This window comes from Paenibacillus sp. N119s (assembly GCF_059447605.1).
Map to the genome: position 1 here is coordinate 1 of NZ_JCAJRU010000408.1, position 2,159 is coordinate 2,159.

At 54.1% G+C, this 2,159-nt stretch carries 1 protein-coding gene; it reads right to left on the minus strand.

The window, feature by feature from the left end; genetic code table 11:
* On the minus strand, positions 1-2,159 hold a 2,159-nt coding region (locus tag AC5V8P_RS25220), incomplete at both ends, for an amino acid adenylation domain-containing protein (protein WP_495474017.1).

Genomic DNA, 2,159 nt, shown 5'->3' on the forward strand with positions numbered 1-2,159 from the left:
TATTGAGACAACCGCTCTGCCCAAGCAGAGAACGAATCCGTTTTATATGGCAAGCGAATCGCTTCTCCCCGAACGGCCTGCTCATATCCAGTCGCAAAATCCTCAAACACAATCCGCCATGAAATCCCATCTACGACCAAATGGTGGATGGCAATCAGTAAATGATCTCCATCCATGCAGCGGAAAAGCCCCAGCTTCACCAGCGGCCCTTCATCCAGACGAATAGAACTTTGGATGGCACTCGCCTTCCTTTCAATGGCGGCTGCCACCTCTTCCATGTTTTGCACATCCGTCAAATCGACAACGTCCAGATGATACAACTCGCCTTCCTTCACACCGCGATTCCACGCTTCATAGCCCTGTTCGGTCTGACGGAAAACCATACGCAGCGCATCATGATGTTCCGTCACCTTGGTCACCGTGCGATGCAATGCGTCTAGATCGAAACCTTCCGCTTTGTACAGCATCACCGACTGGTTGAAATAATGCGGCTCTGCCGACGATAGTTCAAAGAACCATTGCTGGATCGGAGTCAGCTTGACGTTGCCCGAAACTTCACCCTGATCGGCTGTACGGCTAACGTTGTGTACATGACCGCTCAGCAGCGAAATGGACGGATATTGGAACAAATCCTTCATATCCAGCTTGTAGCCCGCTTGCAGCAGACGGGAGGATACCTGGATCGCTTTGATCGAATCGCCGCCCAGATCAAAGAAATTATCCAAAATGCCGACGCTCTTCGCTCCTAGCACCCCTTGCCAAATGGAAGCTAACGTCTGCTCCAGCGCTGTGCGCGGCGCTACATAATCCGCTCCGCTTTGTAGGCTGCCTTCCGGTGCTGGCAAGGCCTTGCGGTCGATTTTACCGTTCGGCGTCAGTGGCATCTGCTCCAGCTGGATGAAATACGAAGGCACCATGTAGTTGGGTAATTCTTCACCCAGCAAGCTGCGCAGCTTTCCAGCGTTTACTTCTCTTTCAGCGACATAGTACGCCACCAGTTGGTTTTGCCCTTGCTCGTCCGCTTGGGCCAGTACGATGACCTCTTGCACGTCTTCCACTTTCAGAATCTGTGCCTCGACCTCGCCCAGCTCGATCCGGTAGCCCCGGATTTTCACCTGATGATCGATCCGGCCCAAATATTCGATGTTGCCGTCTGGCATCCATCTTGCCAAGTCTCCCGTCCGGTACATCCGCTCATAGCCGGCTTCACCCGCCGCAAACGGGTTCGCTACAAATTTCTCGGCCGTCAGTTCTGGTCGATCCAGATACCCCCGCGCCAGGCCCGGACCGGATACGCATAGTTCACCCGCTACGCCGACCGGCGCCAAATGTCCATGCACATCCACCATGTATACCCGGTGATTGGGCACAGGGCGTCCAATGGAAATGAGTTGGCCTGCCCGCTTATCCTCAGATACCGGCCAGATCGACGTTGCCACCGAGTTTTCAGTTGGCCCGTAACCGTTATAGTACGCCACCTGATCCTTCCATTTATATACCAGCTCGGTGGATGAGGCTGAACCCGCAGTGAACAAAATACGCAGGTGCGGCATCCGCCCCGGCTCCAAATACACCGCATAAGTCGGCGGCAAAGCGGCCACAGTAATCCGGTGATCCGCCATATATTGCTCAAACCGCTCGTAGTTCAAAATCGTCTCTGTCGTTGGCACGTACAACGTGGCTCCGCAGAACAGCGCCTGGAAGATTTCCCAGCAAGCCGCGTCAAACGAGTAGCTGGCAAATAGCAGCGCATGATCCGATGCACGAATCTTGAGCGTCTGATCAAAATACGTTTTCAGATTGCACAGTCCGTGGTGCTCCAGCATCACGCCCTTCGGCTGCCCGGTTGTACCCGACGTATAGATGACATATGCCAGATCGTTCGGACCCGACAGCGGCTCCAGATTAGAACCATCCTCGTGGTACACACTTTGTGCTCCATCCAGCACGAGCACGTTTCCATCGATAGCTGCTTTGTCCACCAGATGACTTTGTGTCAACAGCAGTTTCGCTCCCGAGTCGTCCAGCATATAGCGGATACGTTCCTCCGGATACGTCGGATCGATAGGGACATACGCACCTCCAGCTTTTAAAATCCCGAAGATGCCCACGATCATGTCCACCGAACGCTCGGTCATCAGTCCCACCAGACGATCCTT